This window comes from Streptomyces sp. NPDC001153, from assembly GCF_053598315.1.
Window position 1 is genome coordinate 37831 of record NZ_JBSFJZ010000029.1, and the last position, 20742, is coordinate 58572.

The 20742-nt window shown below is 71.8% G+C and carries 22 protein-coding genes; 9 read left to right on the plus strand and 13 right to left on the minus strand.

Annotated features, from left to right (window positions below):
* Positions 1–9 precede the first annotated feature (9 nt).
* From ACWDEN_RS29580 to ACWDEN_RS29610, 7 genes are all read left to right on the plus strand, one after another.
* Positions 10–1221 carry a pyridoxal phosphate-dependent aminotransferase gene (locus ACWDEN_RS29580; RefSeq protein ID WP_351614476.1) on the plus strand — a complete coding sequence of 404 codons (1212 nt, stop codon included), beginning with the start codon at positions 10–12 and terminating at the stop codon, positions 1219–1221.
* Positions 1222–1420: 199 nt separating this feature from the next.
* Entirely contained in the window at positions 1421–3196 is a 1776-nt protein-coding gene (locus tag ACWDEN_RS29585) for a trypsin-like serine peptidase (RefSeq protein ID WP_351614474.1), read from the plus strand.
* Positions 3197–3221: 25 nt separating this feature from the next.
* Positions 3222–3761: a DUF4232 domain-containing protein gene (locus tag ACWDEN_RS29590; RefSeq protein WP_450860777.1), complete on the plus strand. Its 540-nt coding sequence runs from the start codon at positions 3222–3224 to the stop codon at positions 3759–3761.
* Positions 3762–4132: 371 nt separating this feature from the next.
* The gene (locus ACWDEN_RS29595; protein WP_450860778.1) at positions 4133–4480 is read left to right on the plus strand and encodes a hypothetical protein; all 348 of its coding nucleotides are present in this window, start codon (positions 4133–4135) and stop codon (positions 4478–4480) included.
* A 35-nt stretch (positions 4481–4515) separates the two neighbouring features.
* On the plus strand, positions 4516–5115 hold the full coding sequence (locus tag ACWDEN_RS29600; protein ID WP_351614465.1) for a histidine phosphatase family protein: 600 nt from the start codon (positions 4516–4518) through the stop codon (positions 5113–5115).
* A gap of 121 nt (positions 5116–5236) precedes the next feature.
* A complete protein-coding gene (locus ACWDEN_RS29605; RefSeq protein ID WP_351614462.1) occupies positions 5237–5860 on the plus strand; it encodes a hypothetical protein in 624 nt (207 codons plus the stop codon).
* 52 nt (positions 5861–5912) lie between these two features.
* Positions 5913–6335 (plus strand): acyl-CoA thioesterase, encoded by a 423-nt coding sequence (locus ACWDEN_RS29610; protein WP_351614459.1) that lies wholly within the window; start codon positions 5913–5915, stop codon positions 6333–6335.
* A 74-nt stretch (positions 6336–6409) separates the two neighbouring features.
* Here the strand turns inward: ACWDEN_RS29610 and ACWDEN_RS29615 are convergent, their stop codons facing one another.
* Positions 6410–7273 carry an NAD(P)H-binding protein gene (locus ACWDEN_RS29615; RefSeq protein WP_450860781.1) on the minus strand — a complete coding sequence of 288 codons (864 nt, stop codon included), beginning with the start codon at positions 7271–7273 and terminating at the stop codon, positions 6410–6412.
* Between the two features lie 123 nt (positions 7274–7396).
* Between ACWDEN_RS29615 and ACWDEN_RS29620 the strand changes: the two genes are divergently transcribed.
* Both ACWDEN_RS29620 and ACWDEN_RS29625 read left to right on the plus strand, forming a co-directional pair.
* The gene (locus ACWDEN_RS29620) at positions 7397–8194 is read left to right on the plus strand and encodes a helix-turn-helix domain-containing protein (RefSeq protein ID WP_450860881.1); all 798 of its coding nucleotides are present in this window, start codon (positions 7397–7399) and stop codon (positions 8192–8194) included.
* Between the two features lie 49 nt (positions 8195–8243).
* Positions 8244–8858 (plus strand): 3'-5' exonuclease, encoded by a 615-nt coding sequence (locus ACWDEN_RS29625; protein WP_450860783.1) that lies wholly within the window; start codon positions 8244–8246, stop codon positions 8856–8858.
* Here ACWDEN_RS29625 and ACWDEN_RS29630 read toward each other — a convergent pair.
* From ACWDEN_RS29630 to ACWDEN_RS29685, 12 genes are all read right to left on the minus strand, one after another.
* Complete coding sequence (locus tag ACWDEN_RS29630) at positions 8812–9432, minus strand: TMEM175 family protein (RefSeq protein WP_351614450.1); 621 nt, start codon at positions 9430–9432, stop codon at positions 8812–8814. The genes ACWDEN_RS29625 and ACWDEN_RS29630 overlap by 47 nt on opposite strands.
* 73 nt (positions 9433–9505) lie before the next feature.
* On the minus strand, positions 9506–10873 hold the full coding sequence (locus tag ACWDEN_RS29635) for a nucleobase:cation symporter-2 family protein (protein ID WP_351612266.1): 1368 nt from the start codon (positions 10871–10873) through the stop codon (positions 9506–9508).
* Positions 10874–11987: 1114 nt separating this feature from the next.
* Positions 11988–13373, minus strand: a complete 1386-nt coding sequence (locus ACWDEN_RS29640) for an 8-oxoguanine deaminase (RefSeq protein ID WP_450860786.1) — start codon at positions 13371–13373, stop codon at positions 11988–11990.
* A 67-nt stretch (positions 13374–13440) separates the two neighbouring features.
* Positions 13441–14031, minus strand: coding sequence for a solute carrier family 23 protein (locus ACWDEN_RS29645; RefSeq protein ID WP_450860787.1), 591 nt, complete (start codon positions 14029–14031; stop codon positions 13441–13443).
* 64 nt (positions 14032–14095) lie between these two features.
* Positions 14096–15019 (minus strand): factor-independent urate hydroxylase, encoded by a 924-nt coding sequence (gene pucL, locus ACWDEN_RS29650; protein WP_351612272.1) that lies wholly within the window; start codon positions 15017–15019, stop codon positions 14096–14098.
* 7 nt (positions 15020–15026) lie between these two features.
* Complete coding sequence (uraH, locus tag ACWDEN_RS29655; RefSeq protein ID WP_351612275.1) at positions 15027–15419, minus strand: hydroxyisourate hydrolase; 393 nt, start codon at positions 15417–15419, stop codon at positions 15027–15029.
* Positions 15420–15423: 4 nt separating this feature from the next.
* Positions 15424–15936: a 2-oxo-4-hydroxy-4-carboxy-5-ureidoimidazoline decarboxylase gene (gene uraD, locus ACWDEN_RS29660; RefSeq protein WP_450860790.1), complete on the minus strand. Its 513-nt coding sequence runs from the start codon at positions 15934–15936 to the stop codon at positions 15424–15426.
* Between the two features lie 127 nt (positions 15937–16063).
* Positions 16064–16432 (minus strand): helix-turn-helix domain-containing protein, encoded by a 369-nt coding sequence (locus ACWDEN_RS29665; protein WP_450860792.1) that lies wholly within the window; start codon positions 16430–16432, stop codon positions 16064–16066.
* Positions 16429–16677 (minus strand): hypothetical protein, encoded by a 249-nt coding sequence (locus ACWDEN_RS29670; protein WP_351612284.1) that lies wholly within the window; start codon positions 16675–16677, stop codon positions 16429–16431. The genes ACWDEN_RS29665 and ACWDEN_RS29670 overlap by 4 nt, the downstream gene beginning before the upstream one ends.
* A gap of 296 nt (positions 16678–16973) precedes the next feature.
* Complete coding sequence (locus tag ACWDEN_RS29675) at positions 16974–18179, minus strand: COG4705 family protein (RefSeq protein ID WP_351612287.1); 1206 nt, start codon at positions 18177–18179, stop codon at positions 16974–16976.
* A 648-nt stretch (positions 18180–18827) separates the two neighbouring features.
* Positions 18828–19664: a COG4705 family protein gene (locus ACWDEN_RS29680; protein ID WP_450860795.1), complete on the minus strand. Its 837-nt coding sequence runs from the start codon at positions 19662–19664 to the stop codon at positions 18828–18830.
* A gap of 121 nt (positions 19665–19785) precedes the next feature.
* Positions 19786–20634 carry an ABC transporter permease gene (locus ACWDEN_RS29685; protein WP_450860797.1) on the minus strand — a complete coding sequence of 283 codons (849 nt, stop codon included), beginning with the start codon at positions 20632–20634 and terminating at the stop codon, positions 19786–19788.
* Positions 20635–20742: the final 108 nt, after the last annotated feature.

Consider the following 20742-nt stretch of genomic DNA (forward strand, 5'->3'; position numbering starts at 1 on the left):
GAGGGGCGCATGGAGTTCCGGCAGTCGAACAAGCTCAGCGAGGTCTGTTACGAGATCCGCGGCCCGGTGATCGAGCACGCCAACGCGCTGGAGGAGGCGGGGCACAGCGTGCTGCGCCTGAATACCGGCAACCCCGCGGCCTTCGGCTTCGAGGCGCCGGAGGAGATCCTCCAGGACATGATCCGGATGCTGCCGCAGGCGCACGGCTACACCGACTCCCGGGGCGTCCTCTCCGCCCGCCGCGCGGTCGCCCAGCGCTATCAGACCCTGGGCCTGGAGGTCGGGGTCGACGACGTCTACCTCGGCAACGGCGTCTCGGAGCTGGTCTCCATGGCCGTACAGGCGCTGGTCGAGGACGGTGACGAAATCCTCATCCCCGCACCGGACTTCCCGCTGTGGACGGCCGCGACCACCCTCGCCGGCGGCAAGGCGGTCCACTACCTGTGCGACGAGCAGGCCGACTGGAACCCGGATCTGGCCGACATGGCGTCGAAGATCACGGACCGCACGAAGGCCGTGGTCATCATCAACCCGAACAACCCCACGGGCGCGGTGTATCCCAAGGAGGTCGTCGAGGGCATCCTGGACCTGGCCCGCCGGCACGGCCTGATGGTGTTCGCCGACGAGATCTACGACCAGATCCTGTACGACGACGCCGTCCACCACTCGGCCGCAGCACTCGCCCCCGACCTCGTCGTCCTCACCTTCTGCGGCCTGTCGAAGACCTACCGGGTGGCGGGCTTCCGCTCCGGCTGGCTGGTGGTGACGGGCCCCCGGCAGCACGCCAAGGACTATCTGGAGGGCCTGACCATGCTGGCCTCCATGCGCCTGTGCGCCAACGCGCCCGCCCAGTACGCCATCCAGGCCGCGCTCGGCGGCCGCCAGTCCATCCGCGAACTGACGCTGCCCGGCGGCCGGTTGTACGAGCAGCGCAACGTGGCCTGGGAGCGGCTCAACGAGATCCCCGGGGTGTCCTGCGTGAAGCCCAAGGGCGCGCTGTACGCGTTCCCGCGCATCGACCCGAAGGTGCACCGGATCCACGACGACGAGAAGTTCGTGCTGGACCTCCTCCTCCGCGAGAAGATCCAGGTCGTCCAGGGCACCGGCTTCAACTGGCCCTCCCCCGACCACTTCCGCATCCTCACCCTGCCGCACGCGGAGGACCTGGAGGCGGCGATCGGCCGCATCGGCCGGTTCCTCGGCGGGTACCGGCAGCATTAGCCCGTCCGGTGGCCTCTGTGCGAAGATCGCCCCGCATGATCAGGGGGGACCGGCACGGGGGGACGGGCACACCGGCCGTCGGTGCGCCCACGACCGGCGTCGCGCCGCTGTTTCTCCCTGGTCGGTTCCAAGTGACCAGACCTGATGAGGATGACCAGGGGGAACTGCGTTGTCGAGGTACCGAATACGTTGGACGGCCGTGGCCGTGGCCATGATGTGCGGGGCGGCGGCCGGGCTCGCGACGCCCGCCGCGCAGGCGGCGTCGCCCTCGCCGCCGGGCCCGGCCGCCGGGCAGGATGCCCGGCAGGCCGCGCGGTTCTGGACCGCGCAACGCATGGCGGACGCCCGCCCGCTGGACGCGGCACGGGTGGCGCCGAGCGGGCCGGGGCAGTCGGTCGCGGCGGCCGGCCGGCCCCAGGCCACGATGTTCGGCGGGAACCCGCTGATCGGAACCTTCTTCGGGTCCGACGGGCCGGGCGGTACCACCTGGCACTGCACCGGCAGTGTGATCGACACCCCGGCGCGGAACATCGTCCTCACCGCGGCCCACTGCGCCCTGAGCATGAAGGGCGACTATGTCTTCGTCCCGAAGTTCGTGCAGGGCGCCGGACCCGACCAGCAGCCGTACGGCATCTTCCCCGTCCAGCGGACCTTCATCGACCACCGGTACATGCCCGACAAGGGGTCGTCGACCACGAAGACGCCCGCGTCCGACCTGGACACCGCGTTCGCCACGGTCTCGGCCAACCAGCGCGGCCAGAGCCTCCAGGACGCGGTCGGCGGCGGACTGACCTTCACCCGCGCGAACGGCTACACGCACAAGAACGTGACCGTCGTCGGCTACCCCGCCTACGGGCACAACAGCGCCGGGCGCGCCATCCAGTGCACCGTGCCGACCGGTCAGCTCCCCGGCTACCGGCAGATGTCGATGACCTGCGGCGGCTACTACGGCGGCGTGTCCGGCAGCCCGTGGATCACCGACTACCAGGACGACGCACACACCGGGCACGTCATAGGCAACCTCGGCGGGTACAACGGCGGCGGCAACGACGCGAACGTCGACTACATCAGCTACGCCCCGGCGTTCGGCGACGACGCCGCGAACCTCCTCGCCGACGCGGTGGCGAACCAGGACCCGCCCGCCGGCCTGCCGCCCTACACGGGGCTGCAGCTGCCCGGTGGTGCGGCCCGCTGGCAGAAGGCCACGCTGATGGCCTCGGCCGACTACACCGGCGACCATCTCGGCGACCTGCTCGTCGTCTGGTCCGACGGCGGGGTCACGCTGTACCCCGGGGACGGACAGGGCGGGTTCGGGCCCGAGAAGCGGCTGCTGACGGCCAACTCCACCTGGACGCACGCCCGGAGCATCGCCGGCGGGACCTTCGGCGGCACCCGGCCCGGCCTGCTGGTGCGCTGGTCCGACGGCGAGGTCAGCCTGTACCCGGACCTCGACGCCTCGGGAGTGGGCCGGGAGGTGCAGATGGCGAAGCCAGAGTCGGACTGGAAGAACGCCGTACAGCTCACCGCCGGGCAGTTCCACGGCGCGAAGGGCGCGACCGATCTTCTGGTGCGCCGGTCCGACGGCAGCCTGGTCCTGTACTCCGGGATCCGCACCGGCTCCTTCGGCACCGGCAGGCGGATCCTCGCGGCGAACGGCACCTGGACCAAGGCCACGCTGCTGAGCGGCGGTGCCCTCAGCGGGACGGCGGGCGCGGACCTCCTCGTGCGCTGGTCCGACGGCTCGCTCGACAGCTACTCCGGTGTCTCGGCCGCCGGGCCCGGCACCCGCTCACGGCTGCTCGGCCCGAACGGCACCTGGCAGCATGCCCAGGTCATGGCCTCGGGCGACCTCACCGCCGACCACACCGGCAACGACCTCGTCGTGCGCTGGTCCGACGGCGAGACCTCGCTGTACGCCGACACCGGCGCCAATGCCCTCGGCACCGAGAACACGCTGGTTCCGCCGGGCACCTGACCGGCGCGACGACTCAGGGGGAACGATGCCCGCGACGACCCGGCTGACCACCGGCCTCGCCGTCCTCGCCACCGGCCTGGCCCTGGCGGCCTGCGGCACGACGACCACGACCACCGCCGAGGGCACGGCCGCGCCGCCGTGCCGTACCGCCTCGCTGGCCTGGACGCTGACGGAGCTCGGCACGGAGCGGGGCACCGGCCGGGCCCAGGCACGGCTGACCGCCGTCAACAAGGGCCCGGGAACCTGTGTGTTCGACGGCTACCCGGGGCTGGAGATCCACAACGGCAAGGCGGAGAGCATCGAGGGCAGCGGGCACGGGCACCCGGCCGCCGTCGCCCTGCCCGCGAAGGCGGCGGTCACCGTGGACCTCCGGTACACGCCCGGCGGCACGAACGGCGCCGGCGACTGGTGCGTGCGGCAGCGCGAGGCGGTGGTCCGGGCACCGCACGACTCCCGCGCGGCCGTCGTACCGGTCACGGACGCGCACCGGAAGGCCACCGCGATCGACGCCTGCGGGGACACCGTGTCGCTGGCGCCGCCGCGGCGCGCGCCGCAGGGGCACTGACCCGCCAAGGGGGCCGCGCACCTCGTCGTCGCCCTGCTGGTGCAGGACGGGGTGCTCGACCTGGACCGTGAAGTCGGCGACCGGACTCGTGGGTGACGCGGAAGAGGGCTTCACCGTCGAGGAGTTGGCCCTGGGCCTGCCGGCGGAGGCGGAGTCGCGCTGGGTGGACGTGCAGCCGCTCGTGCCGACCCCGGAGGAGGCCGCCCTGCCGAAGGAGCGGGCGGCGGCCCCGGACAGCGTGCGGGCCATCGCCTTCAACGCGCACACGCCGGAGCCGACCGACATCGTGGTCTTCGGCACCCACCCCCGGGGGCAGGGCGCTCGGTCCGGCGTCCTCGGGCGGGGTCGGCAACGGGCGCGGCGTCGCCGGGATGTACGCGGCCGCCATCAGCACCGTGGACGGCAGGCCGCCGCTGTTCACGCCCGCGACGGCGGCCCTGTTCGGCGAACTGCGCACCCCGGGCGGGCCGGACCTGGTCACCGGCAGCGAGGACCACTTCGCGCGCGGCTTCGAGCACACTCCCGCGCTCTACCCGTTCCTCGACGCCGGCACCTTCGGGCACAGCGGCGCGGCCGGCTCGCTGGGCTTCGCCGACCCGGCGAACGGCATCGCGTACGCCTACACCCGGCGCCGCTTCGGATTCCCCTCCGGAGTGGGCGCCGCCCCGGAGAACGGCCGTCTGGCCGAGTCCGTCCTGCGGGCTGCCGCCTCTTTGTGACACGGTGCTGACAGGCGAGCGGGAAGGGCGCTGACGTGGGTGACCTCTTTCTCGTCCGGCACGGTGAGACCGAGTGGTCGCGGTCCGGACGGCACACCGGCTGGACCGACCTGCCCCTCACCGAGCACGGGCGGGAGGAGGCGCGCCGGCTGGTGCCGCTGATCCGCTCGCACCGGATCGGGGCCGCGTTCGTCAGCCCCCTGCAGCGGGCCCGGGAGACCGCCGAGCTCATCGGGATCCCGGACGCCCGGGTCGACGCCGACCTGCGCGAGTGGGACTACGGCGGGTACGAGGGCGTGACCACCGTCGAGATCCAGCGGAGCCGGCCGGGCTGGTTCCTGTTCACGGACGGGGTCGCGCCGGGGCCGCCGGAGCATCCGGGCGAGAGCCCGGAGCAGGTCGGCGAGCGCGCCGACCGGATGCTGGGCAAGGTCGACGCCGCCCTCGCCGACACCGAGGGCGTGGTCGTCCTGATCGCCCACGGCCACTTCCTCCGCGTCCTCACCGCCCGTCGCCTCGGCCTCCCGCCGCAGCACGGGGCGCTGTTCCAGCTGGCGACGGGAACCCTGTGCCGGCTGGGCACGGAGCACGAGCGGCCGGTGGTCGCGGGGTGGAACATCCGGCCGCGGGAGTAGGCCCCGGGCACGGAGCTGGGTGCGGGCGGCGGGGCGGGTTGTCGGACCCGGGTCGTACTCTGCGAAACGGGCCGTGTGACGGGCGGCCCGGGACAGGGGACGGCACCGGAAGGAGCGCGCTGTGAGCCGAGCGCCGACCGCCGCGCAGCGGCGGGTGATCGAGGCCGCCGATCCGGTCACCGGACGGCTGCGCGGCACGGAGGCGCAACTGGCGGCACTGGTGCAGCGGGGACTCGCCTTCCGGCACCCGCGGCCGCCGCACGAGCACTTCCTGACCCCGGCCGGACATCGCATACGGGAGGCGGTGCCCGCGGCGGAACCGGCCCGGCCCGCGGCGGACGCGGGGGTGTTCGCGGCACGGGCCGGGGATGAGCAGGAGCCGCCCGCGGACGGTCCGGCGCGGCTGCGTGAGGTGCACGGCGCCTGGCAGGGGCTGCTGGAGCTGCGCCGGATGACCAACCCCGACGGCGCGGTGGACCGGCCGTGCGGCTGGGAGCGCGCGCATCTGGTGCGGGCGGCGGCGCTGGCCCTGGAGGCGGCCGGGCACCGTCCGGCGAGCGGGAGCGCGGACGGTTACCGGGTGCGGGCGACCCCGCAGCCGGAGGCGGTCGCCGTGTACGCGCCGGACGCGGAGAGCCTGGCGGCCTGCGCGGCCACGCTGGAGCGCGCGGGCTGGCAGGCGGGCGAGTACACCGAGCCGCGCACGAGGGCGCGCTATCTGCTGGCATCGCCGCGCCGGGTGTGAGCGGCGTGCCAGGATCGACCGACCGGATATCCGCATGCGAGAGGGGCAAGCAGTGGCCGAACCGTTTTCCGTCCGTGTGACCGTCCGCGGCTACGAGACCGACACCCAGGGACACCTGAACCAGTCCGTGTACCTCAACTACGCGGAGCACGCCCGCTGGTCGCTGCTCCAGGCGGCCGGCATCAGCCAGGCCCGGCTGGTGGGCCGGGGCGTGGGCCCGGTGGCGCTGGAGACGACGATCCGCTTCCTGCACGAGCTGCTCGCCGGCGACGAGGTCGATGTGACCTGTGAGTTCGAGTGGGGCGGCGGCAAGACCTTCCGGATCGTGCAGGAGATACGCAAGACCGACGGCACCCTGGCGGCCGGGGTCAGCGGGGTGGGCGGCCTGCTGGATCTGAAGGAGCGCAAGCTGGTCGCCGACCCGCGCGAGGTGTTCAAGGAGCTGACGACGGACCTGGCCCTGTTCGGCCTGTAGGCCCAGCCTCTGCAGGGTGCGGGTGACCGTCCGGCGGCTGATGCCCTCGATGCAGCGCTCCGGTTCCGGGCGGATCAGCCCGCGCCGAAAGCCTCCTTGTGGTCCTCGGCCCACTCCCGGAAGGTCCGGGCCGGCCGGCCCAGCACCTCCGGCACGTCCTCGGTGACCACCGCGTTGCCGCCGTCACGGACGAACGCGATGCCGGTCAGGACGCCGTCCGCCCGGACCCCGTCGAAGCCCCAGACGGTGCGGAGGAAGTCGCGGGTCCGGTCCGGCGACAGGTTCCGGACCGGAACCGGGCGGCCCAGGATCCCGGCGAGCACGGCGGCCTGGCCGGGTACGGTGACGGCCTCGGGCCCGGTCAGCGTGTACGTCCGCCCCCCGTGCCCGGGCCCGACCAGCGCCGCGACCGCGACCGCGGCCACATCACGCGGATCGACGACGCCCGACGCCCCGTCGCCGGTCATGTTGGGCACCGGCTCTCCCGCCCGGAGCGGCTCCGCCCAGCTCAGCGTGTTGGAGGCGAACGACGACGGCCGCAGCACCGTCCACTCGGCGCCGCTGTCGCGCACGGCACGCTCGCCGTCCAGGTGCCAGACCCCGGAGGGGCCGACCGCGGCATCGCCGGTGCCGATGGCGGAGAGCTTCACCAGCCGTCGTACGCCCGCCGCTCCGGCCGCCGCGACCAGCGTCGCGTCCTGGCCCTCGTCGGGGCCGGGCGGACGGAGCAGGAAGGCGGCCGTCACACCCGCCAGCGCGGCCTCCAGGGACGCCGGCTCGCGGAAGTCCCCGCGCACCACCTCCACCCCGGCGGGCACCCGTGCCTTCGCCGGGTCGCGAGTGAGGGCGCGCACCTTCTCACCGCGCGCTGCCAGCTGTCGTACGACGTCACGTCCGATGGTGCCCGTGGCACCCGTCACCAGAATCATGAGGTCCACCGTGGACCGGCCGGCGCGCTCGGCTCTTGGAAATTCCGGCACGGACGGCCCGCCCGGACGGCGGCGCCGGGCGCTTACGGTGGAGAGGTGCCGAACACAGCCGCCGCACCCGAGACCACCGCCGTGCCGCACACCACCGCCTGGCAGGTCCACAGCACGCCCGGGGTTCTGCGCCCGTGGCTCGCCGGGGTGCGGACCGTGTCCTTCGCCGAGCCGCCCGAGGAGGCGTTCGTCCATCTGCCCGACGCGGTGACCAAGGTGGTGCTGCGGATGACGGCGGACGGGCGGCGGGACGTCCTCGCGGTCGGGCCGCGGGTGCGGGCGACGTACCACGAGGGGAAATCGCACCTCTCGTGTGTGGAGCTGCGCCTCGCACCCGGTACGGCCCGGCCCCTGCTGGGAGTTCCGGCCGCCGGGCTGGTCGGCCGGGTCGCGTCGCTGGACGAGCTGCCGGGCGGGGCGGCGCACCGGCTCGCGCGCGAGTTGCGCCGGCTGGATCCTGGGGAGGCGCTGCCCCGGCTCGCCGAGGTGCTGCCCGGGCTGCTGTCCGACGCCGCGGATCCGGCCCGCACGGCGCTGCTGCGGGCGGGCGTGGCGGCGTTGTCGGTACGGCTGGACCGGGCGCCCGCGCAGGTCCGGGAGGTGGCCCGGGAACTGGCCGTCAGCGAGCGTCAGTTGCGGAACCTGTTCGCCGAGGGCGTCGGGGTCTCCCCCAAGCACTACGCCCGCATCGACCGCGTCCGCACGGTCGTCACCCGGGCCGGAAGCGCCCGCTGGTCCGAACTCGCCGCGGCCACCGGCTACTTCGACCAGTCGCACATGACGTCCGACTTCCGCGCTCTGATGGGCGTCCCGCCCAGGTCGTACCTCACCGGCCGGCTGCCCGCGGTCACGCCCTGCCAGGCGGGCCCACGCGCCTGAACGGAATTCGGATGCGCGGCACCGCATGTCGCTGCCATGCTGCGGACCCATGCCCGCACGACGCGTCAGGCCCAGCCGCTGCATCTCCGTCGACATCGAGGCCGACGGGCCGATCCCGGGGCCGTACTCCATGCTGAGCATCGGCGCGGCCGTGGCCGGCACGCAGGACGCCGACGGCTTCACCCCGGCGGACCCGGAGGAGCAGACCTTCTACCGCGAACTGCGGCCGATCTCCGAGGAGTTCGTCCCCGAGGCGCTGGCGGTCAGCGGCCTGGACCGGCAGCGGCTCGCGGTGGAGGGCGCCGAACCGGCCGTCGCGCTGGCAGAGTTCGGCGCCTGGGTGCGGGAGGTGAGCGCGGGCGCGCAGCCGGTGATGTGCGGATATCCGGCGTCGTACGACTGGACGTTCCTGTACTGGTATCTGATCAGGTTCACCGGAGAGAGTCCCTTCGGGCACTCCGGCTGCCTGGACATGAAGACGCTGTACGCCACCAAGGCCGGGCTGCCGCTGCGGGCGGTGGCCAAGGGCACGATGCCCCGGCACCTCCTCTCCCGGCGCCGGCACACGCACCACGCCCTGGACGACGCCATCGAGCAGGCGGAGCTGCTGGCGAACCTCATGGCGTTGCCCGGTCCCGGCGGAGCGGCACCGGTACCTGGTTGAAGCCATAGTAGAGGGCGAGCAGGCCGTGCGCGGCCAGGGTGAGCGGGGCCGAGACGAAGGCCAGGCCCACCGTGACCGGATAGCCGAGGGAACCCAGGGCGAAGCGGGCCCGGGTCGCCCGGGCCGCCGCGGTGTCCACGCGCGCGTCGAAGAGGTGGCCGGTGCGGGTGAGGTGCCACCACAGGGCCTGGAAGGTGAGGGCCATGGCGACCATGACCAGGCTGTAGACCGCGGCCGCCACGTGCGAGGCGGCGCCCTCGCGCAGGTACTCGGCGAGCATGGCGGTCGGCCAGGGCACGGCGGCCACGACCATCAGCACCAGCAGGTTCAGGAACATCAGCGGCCGGTCGACGCGGGCGACATAGCTGAACAGCTGGTGATGGTTGACCCACATGATGCCGATGACCAGGAAGCTGACCACATAGGCGGCGTACGACGGCCACTGCGCGCCGATCGCGTGCCACAGGCCGCCGTGGTCACCCGTCCTCGGCACCTTGATGTCCAGGACGAGCAGGGTGATGGCGATGGCGAACACCCCGTCGCTGAAGGCCTCGACACGGCCGGACTCGTTCATGGCCCAAGACTGCCGTACGCGCCCGCGCGGGGCACGGCGATCGCCGTGCCCCGCGCGGGTGTTCAGCGGGTGTTCAGTGGGCGGGTGTGAGTTCCTGCCCCGCCTCCATCGGGTGCGTGACGTCCTCGGCCTCCCTGCCCCTGCCGATGTGGTTGAAGAGGAGGTTGAGGACGACGGCCGCGACACAGCCGGTGGAGATGCCGGAGTCCAGGACGATCCTCGCCGTCTCGGGGAAGGCGTGGTAGAAGCCCGGCACGGTGATCGGGATGATGCCGACCGCGAGGGAGACGGCGACGATCAGGACGTTGTTGTCCTTCTCCAGGCCGGCCCGGACCAGGGTCTGGATGCCGCTCGCGGCGACCGAGCCGAACAGGACGACACCGGCGCCGCCGAGGACCGGGCGCGGGACGACCGCGATGAGGGAGGCGGCCATCGGGCACAGGCCCATCAGCACGAGGAAGCCGCCGCCGACCGCGACGACGAAGCGGCTGCGGATCCTCGTCATGGCGACGAGGCCGATGTTCTGGGCGAAGGCGCTGCACATGAAGCCGTTGAACAGCGGGCTGAGGGCGGAGCCGAGGGTGTCGGCGCGCAGGCCGGCCGCGATGGTCCTCTCGTCCGCGGGGCGTTCGACGATCTCGCCGAGCGCCAGCATGTCGGCGGTGGACTCCGTCATGGAGACGACCATCACCACGCACATCGACAGGATCGCCGCGATGTGGAAGGTGGGGGCGCCGAAGTGGAAGGGGGTCGGGAAGCCGACGACGGCGGAGTGCGCGACGGGGCTGAAGTCGGTGACGCCGAAGGGGATCGCGAGGAGCGTGCCGATGACCAGGCCGAGCAGGACCGCGATCTGCTTGACGAAGCCGCGGGTGAACCGGCGCAGCAGCAGGACGATCAGGAGGGTGACGGCGGCCAGGGTGAGGTTGGTCGTCGAGCCGTAGTCGTGCGCGGCGGGGTTCGGTCCCTGGGCCCAGCCGAAGGCGACCGGGAGCAGGGAGACACCGATCAGGGTGATGACCGAGCCGGTGACGACCGGCGGGAAGAAGCGGACCGCCCTGCTGAAGAAGGGGGCCGCTATGAAGCCGAGGAGGCCGGCGACGATGACCGCGCCGAAGATCATCGGCAGGGCGTCGGACTTGTCCTTGGCGGACGCCGCGATCGCCGTCATGGGGGCGACTCCGGCGAAGGTCACGCCGTTGACGAAGGGCAGGCGGGCGCCGATCTTCCAGAAGCCGAGGGTCTGCAGGAAGGTGGCGAGCCCGGCGGTGAACAGACAGGCTCCGGTGAGGAAGGTGAGCTCTTTGCCGGACAGGCCTACGGCCGCGCCGACGATCAGGGGCGGGGCGACGACTCCCGCGTACATGGCGGCCACGTGCTGCAGGCCGCTGGTCGCCATTTTGAGGGCGGGGAGTTTTTCGTCAACAGGGTGGGCGGCCACGGCGGCTCCTCCGGTCGGGTGACACGTCGCCGTCGACGTGGGTCGACGTGGGTTTCATGGAGGTGGTGCGTGTGGTCGTGCGGGACCGGGACGGGGGCGCTGCTCGAGCGGGTCGAGCGGTGACCGTTCCGGGGCGCGTGCGTGCACACGCGCCCCGGAGACGGCTGCCGTGGACCCCGCTCGGGTCCACGGACCCCGGCCGGGAGCCGTCCCTCCCGGCCGGAGCGTTCCGGCAGGCGGCCCGTCCGGGCCATCCTGCCGAGACCTCCGGCGAACGCCCGCACCGGGCGACCACCGCGTCCTGCGGCACGCCGCCCGTACGGGGCGGCCTGCCAAGTCTCCTGACGAGTCACCCACGAGGGGCGACCGCCACGTCCTCCGGCAAGCCGGCCGCATGATCCGGCCTGCCAAAACCTCCGACGGGCACCCTTACGGGACGACCGCCAAGTCCTGCGGCCCGCCACCCGCGAGGGACGACCGCCGAGTTGTCCGGCAGACCGGCCGCGTGGCCCGGCTCGCCCGATGCTCCGGCGACGGACCCTTGTGGGGCGACCACCGAGGCTCCTGGCAAGCGGGCCACAGGGCCACTTGCCAACTCCTCCGGCGAACGCCCGCACAAGGCGACCGCCACACCTTCCGGCGCGCCACCCGCGAGGTGACCGCCGAGTTGTCCGGCAGGCCGGCCGCGTGATCCGGCTCGCCCGATGCTCCGGCGACGGACCCTTGTGGGGCGACCACCGAGGCTCCTGGCAAGCGGGCCACAGGGCCACTTGCCAACTCCTCCGGCGAACGCCCGCACAAGGCGACCGCCACACCTTCCGGCGCGCCACCCGCGAGGTGACCGCCGAGTTGTCCGGCAGGCCGGCCGCGTGATCCGGCTCGCCCGATGCTCCGGCGACGGACCCTTGTGGGGCGACCACCGAGGCTCCTGGCAAGCGGGCCACAGGGCCACTTGCCGAGGTCTCCGGCGAACCGCCCGTGCGGGGCGACCGCCAGGTTTGCCGGCCGGCCGCTGGTGGCGGTCGCCGGACGCTTCGGCGTGTCCCGCGGCTTCGCCGAAGTGTCCGGTGGGCCGGGCGCAGGCAGGGCCGGCCCACCGGCGTATGCGTGGGGATCAGGCCTGGGCGCTGATCCGGGCGAGGCGCTGGGCCTCCTCGCGGGTGGTGCGGGCGATGGCGTCCTCGTCGACGGTGGTCAGGCGGCCGTTGTCGACGATCTGCTCGCCGTTGACGAAGGACGCGGTGACCGGGGCCGCCGCGCCGAAGACCAGCGCGGTCACCGGGTCGGCGATGGAGGCGTGGGCGAGGGTGTCCATCCTCCACAGCACCACGTCGGCCAGCTTGCCCGGCTCCAGCGAGCCGATCTGGCCGTCCCGGCCGAGGACCTGCGCGCCGCCGTAGGTGCCGAGCCGCAGCGCCTGACGGGCGTTCAGCGCGGCCTCGCGGTGGGCGCCGAGCCGGTTGATCAGCAGGGCGTTGCGCAGCTCGGTGTGGAGTTCGCCGGACTCGTTGGAGGCGGTGCCGTCGACGCCGAGGCCGACCGGGACGCCGGCCTTCAGCATGTCGGGGACGCGGGCGATACCGGCGGCGAGGCGCGCGTTGGAGGACGGGCAGTGGGCCACACCGGTCCTCGTCCGGGCGAACGCGGCGATGTCGGAGTCGTTCATGTGGACGCAGTGCGCCATCCACACGTCCTCGCCGAGCCAGCCGGTCGACTCGAAGTAGTCGGTCGGGCCCATGCCGAACAGCTCGTGGCAGAACTTCTCCTCCTCCACGGTCTCCGAGCCGTGGGTGTGCAGCCGTACGCCCAGCCGGCGCGCCAACTGCGCTCCCTGCTTGAGCAGTTCGGTCGACACCGAGAACGGGGAGCAGGGGGCCACGGCCACCTGGGTCATGGCGTCGAAGGAGGTGTCGTGATGCTTCCGCACCGTCTCCTCGGTCGCCGCGAGCGCGCCCTCCAGCGTCTCCACGGCGAAGTCCGGCGGCAGGCCGCCGTCCTTCTCGCTGCGGTCCATCGAGCCACGGGCCAGCGTGAAGCGGACGCCCATCTCGGCGGCGGCCCGGATGATCGAGCCGGACAGGTCGCCGGAGCCGTGCGGGAAGACGTAGTGGTGGTCCATGGCGGTGGTGACACCGCCGCGGGCCATCATGGCGAGGGAGCCCTGCGCGGCCGTGTAGGTCATCTCTTCGTCGATGCGCGCCCAGGTGGGGTAGAGCGCGACGAGCCAGTTGAACAGGTTGTGGTCGGTGGCCAGGCCCCGGGTGATCCACTGGTAGAAGTGGTGGTGGGTGTTGACCAGACCGGGCGTGGCCAGATGGCCGCTCGCGTCGATCCGGCGCACCACGTTCTGAAGGCCCTCGGGGGCCCGGCCCGCGCCGACGGACTCGATGCGGTTGCCGGCGAGGACGAGGTGTCCGGAGGCGTACTCGGTGTCGCCCGCGTCCACGGTCGCGATCGCGCAGTTCTCGATGACGATGCGCTGGGCTGCCGATGGTGCCATCGTGCTTCCTTGTCTATCGGTGGCGGCCCGTGGAGGGGGAGTGTCCACGGGAGGGCACGGCAGGACCCTAGGAGGATTTGAGTGCCGGAGCCGGTAGGCGGCTCCGGGTGCCGAGGTGATGGAAGAACAGGTTGAGCAGGACCGCGACGAGCGCGCCGGCGCTGATCCCGGAGCCGAGCACGGTCCGCGCCCAGGCGGGGAAGCCGGCGTAGAAGGCCGGCGCGGCCAGCGGGATGATGCCGGCGACCAGCACCGCGCCGTAGATCGCGGGGAGTTGGTGGCCCCTGCCGTTGGTCTCGGCGATCGCGAGGATCGGGGCGATGCCGGTGGAGGAGGCGGCGTTGACGAAGGGCAGCCGGTTGCCGACGAGACCCCTGACGCCGATGGTCTGCAGGAGGGTGGCGACGCCCGCGACGATCAGGCTCGCGGCGATCAGCCGGGTGCGGGCCGCCATGTCGAGTCCGCAGGCCTGGCCGATGATGAGCGGAGGAGTGACGACGCCTGCGTACATGGCGGCGATGTGCTGGAGCGCGGCGGGGACGAGCCGCGCGGGGCGGAGCTTCTCGTCCACCGGGTGCACGGACGTGGCGGTGTCCTCGGTGTGCACCGGCGGGGTGGAACAAGGGGTGTGGGCCGACCCCTTCGCAGGCTGTGCCATGGTGTTCCCTCCGGTGTGGCGTGCCCCCGGCCCGGTGGGCGGGTCCGGGGACACGCGTCCCGCGTCAGAGGTTGGTGAGGTCCACCGGGATCCGCGGCTCACAGCCGTCCCGGAGGATGGTCGCCTCGATCAGGCCGTAGGGCCGGTCGGCGGCGAAGTAGACCTCGTTGTCGTTCTTGAGCCCGAAGGGCTCCAGGTCGACCAGGAAGTGGTGCTTGTTCGGCAGCGAGAAGCGGACCTCGTCGATCTCGCTGCGGTTGTTGATGATGCGCGCACCCATCTGGTACAGCGTCTGCTGCAGGGAGAGGGAGTAGGTCTCGGCGAAGGCCTGGAGCATGTGCTTCTTGACCTGCTCGTAGGACTTCTCCCAGTTGGGCATCTTCTGCTCGTCGTCGGTCCAGTTGAACCGCCAGCGGCCGGAGACCTGGGTCGCCAGGATGCGGTCGTACGCCTCCTGCAGGGTGGTGTACTTGTCCTTGACGTAACCCCAGAACTCCGAGTTCGTCGAGTTCATCACGACCAGGTCCTTCAGGCCGGAGACGACCTCCCACTTCTCACCGTCGTAGGTGACCTGGGTGACGCGGATCTCCTGGCCCTTGCGGACGAAGGAGTGCTTGACCTCGTCCGCGCCGATGAACCTGGAGTTGGCGTCGGAGGTCTCGATCCGCTCCCAGGCGTACTCCTCGATCCGGATCCGGGCGCGGTGGATCGGCTCCTGCGAGGTGACGAAGTGGCGGGCGAGGTGGATGCCGAACTGCTCGGCGGACTCGATGCCGTGCTCCTTGGCCTTCGCGTACACCGTGTTCTTGGTGGTGTCGGTCGGCAGGACGTTGGCGTTGGAGCCGGAGTAGTGGACCTCGTCCATGTCGCCGCTCAGCGCGACGGAGACGTTGAGGTCCTTGATGTGGTGGGTGGCGCCGTCCCGCGTGATCTTTACGACTCGGTTCTCGGCCTTGCCGTACTGGTTCTGTCCCAGGATCGTGGGCATGTTTCTGCTAGCTCCCTCGGTAAACGGAGTAGCCGAACGGGTTGAGCAGCAGCGGTACGTGGTAGTGCTCCCCGGGCTTCACGGCGAAAGTGATCGCCACCTCGGGGAAGAACACGACACCGCTGTCCCGATTCGCGGGGGCGTCCTGCTGCGCATCGGCTTGCTTTTTCTCGAAATACGGTTCGACGGCGAAGTCGAGCCGTACGTGGGTGGTCCCCTCCGGCAGTGCCGGCAGGTCCTTGCACCGGCCGTCGGCATCGGTCGCGCTGCCGCCGAGCGCCTGCCAGTCCCCTCCCTGCCCGGAGCGGGCGGAGAGCCGGACGGCGACGCCCTCGGCGGGGCGGCCGATCGAGGTGTCCAGGATGTGGGTGGACACGGAGGCGGTGGTGCTGGTGCTCATGGTGTCAGGCGTCCTCTTCGACGAGTCGGGCCAGTCGGATGCGGTTGATCTTGCCCAGCTCGGTGCGGACGATCTCCCGCTCCTGCTCCGGCGAGTTCCCGATCCGCTCCTTGACCGCGTCGCGCATCTGCTCACCGGTGCGGCCGGTGGCGCAGATCAGGAACACATGGCCGAACTTCTCCTGGTAGGCCAGGTTGAGTTCGAGCATCTCCGCCCTGAGCTCCTCGGCGGCGCCGGCCATGCCGGCCTGTTCCCGTGCGGAGGTCGGGTCCCCGGGCCTGGGGCGCCCGATGGGCGGGTGCCCGGCCATCGCCTCCTCCAGGTCCGCGGTGCCGAGCTCGGCCATGGCGGCGTCACTGGCGGCGTAGAGCGCCTCGGGGGTGGCGTAGGGGCGGGCGGCGAGCAGTCGCCGGGCCCACGCGGTGGAGGCACACGCCTCGTGGAGGGCGGCGAGGGCCGCGCGCTCCTCCAGGTCGTTGAACCGGGCCAGGCCCGGGGGCGTGGAAGTCGAAGTCACGGGAGCCTCCGTGGCCGGATTCGGCCTTCGTGCTGAACGGGCTGCGAACAGCTAACGCCCTCCGAAACACGACGTCAACACTTTGTTGAAAATTCGGCCGCAACGCCACGGAACCCGTGGCGCCGGCTCAGGCACCCTTCTCCCGGTTGAGGTAGTTGTAGACCGTGAAGCGGCTCACCCCGAGCGCTCCGGCCACGGTTTCCACGCCGTGCCGGACGGCGAAGGCGCCGCGCGCCTCCAGTATCCGGACGACCTCCTGTTTCGCCTTGCGGTCCAGGTCGGCCAGCGGGCGGCCCTCCTTGCGCTCCATGGCGGCCAGGATGTGGTCCAGGGAGTCCGCGAGCTGGGGCAGGCGCACGGCGACGACGTCGACGCCCTCCCAGGCGAGGACGACGTCCTCGGGGCCGGCCTCGTCGGGCGGGATCATCTCCCCGCCCATGGCGTCGACCAGCGGTTTCACGGCCGTGATGAAGGGCTCGTCGCCGGCGCCGGTCATTCCCCCGCTCCGATCACGTTGACCTGCAGCGAGATCCGGGTGGCACCGGCTTCCAGGGACTTGCGCAGCAGCGCGTCCACGGCGGACAGCACCGCGCCGGCGCCACCCTCCGCCGTGTTGCCGAACGGACCGACGTCCACCGCGTCCAGCTCCGCGGCCTCGATCACCTCGCGGGCCGCCAGCGCGTGCGCGGGCGCCTCGTCCAGGTCGAAGGGCTCGGTCGTGAACTCCACTCTCAATCGCACTATGCCCCCATGGCATCGCTCCGACCTGCACCTTTACCCCGATCATCCCTCACGAGGGCACATCGGGGAACACTGTGGAGACACCGATCGACTGCTCTACAGCCGCGATGCACCGCAGGCCGATCAATTTCACGGCGACGGAGCCTCTTCGCCCGTCACGAGGCGACCCTAGCCGACCCGCACCCGCCTCCGCGCTCGCCAAGGACTCGGCCCGGCGGCCAGGGCCGCCTCGGCCCTAGGCACGCCGACTGCCCCGGCGCAGGAGGTGCGTCGGGGCAGTCCGTCGGCGTGATGGGTCAGCCGAGCGAGGTGAGGAGGGTGTTGAGTGCCTTGACCTCGGTGGCCTTGTCGGGGCTCGGGGCGCGCAGCGCCTTCAGGACGTGGTCGATCTCGTTGTCGAGGAAGTGCCAGGACTGCTCACTCTTGGGCTCAAGGGTGGTCTGGTCGTCGTCCCAAGCGGTCTCGAGGTCGGTCACGCGGGTGGTCGCGGCGGACTGCTTGCCCGAGTTGACCTTTGCGAGGGTGTCGGCCGCGATCGTGCGGAACTTCGCGATCTCAGCCGGAGGGAACGGCGACGTCGCCTGCTTCGGGGTGAGGTGCGCGGTCACAGGTGCGGGGGTGTCGGACTCGCTGGCCGCGGCCGCGTGGGGCTGGTGGTGTGCCCAGACGAGAAGCGCCGCGGTGGCGACCGCTACGACGGCGTAGTAACCGAGCATGATCCGCTCGCGCGCCGGGTTCGGCGTCCGCGGGGTGTGGGTCAGGTCATGGGTCTCGATGACATCGCTGCGGCTGAGCGTGAGGTACACGACCGTTGCGAGGATCGCGGCCAGGAAGATCACGCTGGTCATCGCGGTGCCGAGGCCCAGGCCGCCGTCGCCGCTGGGCGAGCCGAGCCAGTCGCCGAGGTTGGCGCCGAGCGGGCGGGTGAGGATGTAGGCCAGCCAGAAGGAGAGCACCGCGTTGGCGCCGACGCGCCAGGCCAGGACGATCGAGACGATCAGCCCGAGCGGCAGGAGCACGGAGACGCCCGGGGTCCAGCCGGTCAGGTCCAGGGTCCAGTCGCCGGTCGCGGTGCCGAGGGCGAACGTGACCAGGACCGCGAGCCAGTAGAACAGTTCACGCGGACGGGTGGTGATGGTGTGGACCGACAGGGTCCGCTCGCGGGCGTACCAGATCCCGAAGACAACGGCCAGGACGACGGCGAACACACTGCTGCTCAGCGCGAGGGGAACGCCCTGGCTGTCGGTGAGGATGTCGGTGTAGAGGGTACCGGTCACACTCACCACCACGACGGTGAGCCAGTACACGAACGGGATGTAGCGCTTGGCGCTGAGCTGCCAGCCCAGGACGCCCGCCAGAACGACGGTGAAGATCAATGCGGTGTTGATCAGGCCGACGCCGAGGTTCATGTTGATCCAGTCGGCGAAGCTCTCACCGACCGTGGTGCACAGGATCTTGATGATCCAGAACCAGATCGTGACCTCGGGAACCTTGTTCAGCATGTGCCTGGCAGGCGCCCGAAGACTTTCAGGCGTCGTCGCAGTTGTCATGTAACCCTCGCATAGAACGGGCGGCAGTACGGAGGGGCGTCCCTCACGTCTGCGGAACGGTACCTGTCCACGAATTGCGTAGACCTGTGATGACCCTGGGGCAGCAGCCCTTGTCAGGCGGGATCTTGAGATGTTCCTGCGTGCTGCAGGACACGCCTTACTGCCTGCTCAGCCCGGCAGGGAGGCGGCGGGAAGGCACTGGTGCCTCTCATGGGAGCCGCCGAGCAGGAGAGACTCTCCTGAGGAATTCGCGGAGCCGATTCGAGCGCCGGCCGGCGGAGTCGGCCGGAATTCAGGGAACTTCGTCCCGGAATTCAACCTGCGGAGCGCGTGAATTCGGCTCGGCCGCTCTCTCGTGCGGCTTTCCCTCCCCGCCGGACAGAGGCTCTCCCGTCACTCCCCCATGCAGTGCCGGAGAGAGGCGGTGGGGGCCCGACTCGGCCGGACGTTTCATGAGTCATACCGCCCGACTGTGCCACCGGGAACCTGAACACATCCTGACTGCCACCCTGTATCACTCGCCTCACTCGTGCGGCACGAGAAACACGGGCCGGAACCGGCCCCACGGCTCTGCCGGGAGCGACCGGCCCGGCTCGTGGCTCAGGCCGCACGACCCCACGCGCGTTCCGGTTCGGTGGCATCCCGGCGGGTGACGGAGAGGTGGACGACCAGGGCGAGGATGACCGCCAGGAACAGAGCGCCGGTCACCACGGTGCCCAGGGCGAGGCCGCCGTCGCCGGTGGGCCGGGAGAGGTAGTCGCCGATCGAGGCGCCCAGCGGGCGGGTCAGGACGTAGGCGATCCAGAAGCTCCACACCGCGTCCAGGTCCAGCGCGAAGTGCGCGATGGCCACCGCGGCGATGGCCGCCGCGAACAGGACGGCGGACAGCCAGTAGCCGACGTCTATGCGCTCGGACACCAGGTCACCGGCCGCGGTCCCCAGGGCGAAGGTGAACAGGACCGCCAGCCAGTAGAAGGACTCGCGGCCGGCGGTGTCGACGTGGTGGAGGGACAGGGTCCGCTCGCGCCGCCACCAGAGGACGAAGACGACCGCGAGCACGAGCGCGAAGACCGTGCCGCTCGTCTCCGGCGGCACGCCCATGGTGTCGGTGAGGTGGTCGCCGATCAGCGTGCCGACGACGCTGATCAGCGCCACCGCCGGCCAGTACACGCCCGGCCGGTAGGCGCTGGAGCGGAACTGGACCAGCAGCACGACGGCCAGCAGGGCACTCATCAGCACGGACACACCGGTCAGCCCGAGACCGGCCTTCTCGTTCAGCAGGTCCGCCGCGGTCTCGCCGACCGTCGTGCACAGCACCTTGATGATCCAGAAGTGGACGGTGACCCCGGGCACCTTGTTCCGGCGCGGCCGGCCCCGAGAAGCGGGGGCCTGACCGGCCACCGGGACCACCTGACTCTCAGACGCTTCATCGGTCACACTGCCCGACCATGCCACCGGGCACCTGAACGCATCCTGACCGGGACGTGCTCTGCCCGTGCCGGGTCCCGGCCGCCGGCTGCGCCACAGGCATGCCCTGCCGCCGGGGCCACTCGTCCCCCTACTCGGAGGGCCGGCTCGGCGCCGGTACCCGGAGAAACCTTCTGGCCTTGCGAGGGGAACCCGGGCGGGTGTCCGGTCCTGGGCGATACAGGCGGTGCCGGGCGACGAGCTCAAGAGTCACCGCCACCGCGATGACCTGCACGGCCATGAGCGCGATGAGGACGAACAGTTGCACCACTCCGGCCAGCACGGGGCTCGCCCCTCCGAGGAGCATGCCGACGAACGCACCGGGGAGCGTGACGAGCCCGACCGTACGCGTCTGATCCAGACCGGGCAGCAGAGCCTCGGAGGCCGCGGGACGTGCGATCTCCATGCGCGCGTCGCGGTCCGGGAATCCCAGCGCCATCGCGGCTTCCACCTCTCCGCGACGCTGGGACAGTTCGTCCAGGGCACGGCGTCCGGCGAGTACGGTCACGGTGAGTGCGCCACCGATGAGGATGCCCGTGACCGGAATCAGGGCGACACCCTTCAGAGGGACGAGCCCGGTGGCAAGGAGCGCCACGACGACCGGTACCACACCCGCGGCGATCGGGGCAGTCGTCAGCCACCACGTGTGGTTGCCGGTGATTCTCCGCCCGGCCGTGCGCACGGCCACCGCGAACATGACCACGAGGAACGCCAGGAGCCCCAGCACCGACTTGACGGCCCATGTGACGACCACCGAGACGAGGGCCAGCTGGACGGCGGCGCGGAAGCCGGCGAGGAGGATCTCCCGGGCCCGGCTCCTGTACGGGTGCGGATCGAGACGGAACCAGCCCGCCACGGCCGCCGCCACCAGCAGCAGAGCGGCGAGCAGGATGCCGAGGGTGGGGTTGACCGGTACAAGAGATGCCGCACACGACGTCACGATGTCCGCCTCGAGAAGCTGCTGTACGGGCCGATGGGGTGCGTGGGCCCCGACCTGACTGGCCGCGGCGGCCGACAGCGCAGTCTACGGGCCCCGGGTCCGGGAACG

Coding starts and splice junctions, on each gene's coding strand:
- ACWDEN_RS29580 (WP_351614476.1), top strand. CDS start 10: ATGGAGTTCCGGCAGTCGAACAAGCTCAGCGAGGTCTGTTACGAGATC.
- ACWDEN_RS29590 (WP_450860777.1), top strand. CDS start 3,222: ATGCCCGCGACGACCCGGCTGACCACCGGCCTCGCCGTCCTCGCCACC.
- ACWDEN_RS29595 (WP_450860778.1), top strand. CDS start 4,133: ATGTACGCGGCCGCCATCAGCACCGTGGACGGCAGGCCGCCGCTGTTC.
- ACWDEN_RS29625 (WP_450860783.1), top strand. CDS start 8,244: ATGCCCGCACGACGCGTCAGGCCCAGCCGCTGCATCTCCGTCGACATC.
- ACWDEN_RS29630 (WP_351614450.1), bottom strand. CDS start 9,432: ATGAACGAGTCCGGCCGTGTCGAGGCCTTCAGCGACGGGGTGTTCGCC.
- ACWDEN_RS29640 (WP_450860786.1), bottom strand. CDS start 13,373: ATGGCACCATCGGCAGCCCAGCGCATCGTCATCGAGAACTGCGCGATC.
- ACWDEN_RS29645 (WP_450860787.1), bottom strand. CDS start 14,031: ATGGCACAGCCTGCGAAGGGGTCGGCCCACACCCCTTGTTCCACCCCG.
- pucL (WP_351612272.1), bottom strand. CDS start 15,019: ATGCCCACGATCCTGGGACAGAACCAGTACGGCAAGGCCGAGAACCGA.
- uraH (WP_351612275.1), bottom strand. CDS start 15,419: ATGAGCACCAGCACCACCGCCTCCGTGTCCACCCACATCCTGGACACC.
- ACWDEN_RS29665 (WP_450860792.1), bottom strand. CDS start 16,432: ATGACCGGCGCCGGCGACGAGCCCTTCATCACGGCCGTGAAACCGCTG.
- ACWDEN_RS29675 (WP_351612287.1), bottom strand. CDS start 18,179: ATGCTGAACAAGGTTCCCGAGGTCACGATCTGGTTCTGGATCATCAAG.